This is a genomic window from Deinococcus marmoris DSM 12784, from assembly GCF_000701405.1.
Lineage (GTDB): Bacteria > Deinococcota > Deinococci > Deinococcales > Deinococcaceae > Deinococcus > Deinococcus marmoris.
In genome coordinates this window covers 1-1,062 of sequence record NZ_JNIV01000251.1, presented here as the reverse complement: position 1 = coordinate 1,062, position 1,062 = coordinate 1, and the positions used below count along the sequence as shown (strand labels likewise).

The following is a 1,062-nucleotide window of genomic DNA, read 5'->3' as shown; positions in this document are numbered from 1 at the left end:
CCGGCACTGGATGTGGCGCTGGGGGCTGGGGTGCGGCACTTCGTGCTGCTGTCGCTTCAGGGGGCCGACAAGCTGACCATCACGCCGCACGCGCACCTTGAGAAGCATCTGGGCGGCAACGGCGCGGTGTATACCTTCCTGCGCCCCAGCTTTTTTATGCAGAACCTGACCACCACGCATTTGCCCGAACTCAAAAAAGGCATCATTGCGGTGCCAGCTGGAAACGGGCGCACCAGTTTTGTGGACACGGGCGACGTGGCTGAGGCTGCCGCCATCGTACTGACCGAAGATGGGCATGAGAACCGGGCCTATGGGTTGACTGGCCCGGCTGCACTGACCTACCGCGAGGTGGCCGAGATCTTCACACGTGTCACCGGCCATCTGTACCGCTCCACCGATCCCAGCCCCATCGCCTTTTACCGCCTGATGCGCGGCCAGGGCGCGGGCCGGGCCGAAACGCTGGTGATGGAAGCCATTTACGCCACCGCCCGTCTGGGCCTTGCCAAACACGTTTCGGACGACTTGCCCACGTTATTAGGCCGCCCAGCGCACAGCATTGAAGATTTCGCCAGAAGTTTGCCCGGACTCGATTAGAGCAGTTCTCCGAATTACGTCACCGGAAGAGAAAACTTCCGGTGACTCCATTCTCTCGTTCCGAGCTGTACCAGTCCGTCCTGCTCGGTAAAAGTCACTCGCTATCTTGGGCAGAACAGACGCCCTTGACTGGGACAGCTCGAAGAGAGGACGCTTGCCCGCTCGCTCAGTCATAAAAATGGTCTTTTTATGACCACTGCTTTAGTGCAGGTCTTTGTGCGAAGTCTCAGCCCACCTCTTGAGACACGTCAGGCTCGGTTCTGCTGGGCATAGGCTTTCCCCGAACCGCCAGGCCACCGCCTGCTCAAGCGGCATGGGCGCGGAGAAAAAATAACCCTGGAGCAGGTCACAACCCAGGCCAACGAGAATCTTGCGTTGCAGGTCAGTCTCAATGCCTTCGGCCACCACCTGAAGCTCCAACTCATGCGCCAGAGCAATGGTCGAGCGCACGATGGCCAGATTTTTGTG

2 protein-coding genes are annotated in these 1,062 nt (G+C 59.5%); one reads left to right on the top strand and one right to left on the bottom strand.

The window, feature by feature from the left end; all coding sequences use genetic code 11:
• A partial coding sequence (locus Q319_RS0123680) for an NmrA family NAD(P)-binding protein (protein ID WP_034416809.1) occupies window positions 1-594 on the top strand: 594 nt, incomplete at its 5' end.
• A 201-nt stretch (window positions 595-795) separates the two neighbouring features.
• Here Q319_RS0123680 and Q319_RS25220 read toward each other — a convergent pair.
• Window positions 796-1,062 (bottom strand): EAL domain-containing protein (locus tag Q319_RS25220; RefSeq protein WP_034416806.1); only part of this gene is annotated, 267 nt, incomplete at its 5' end.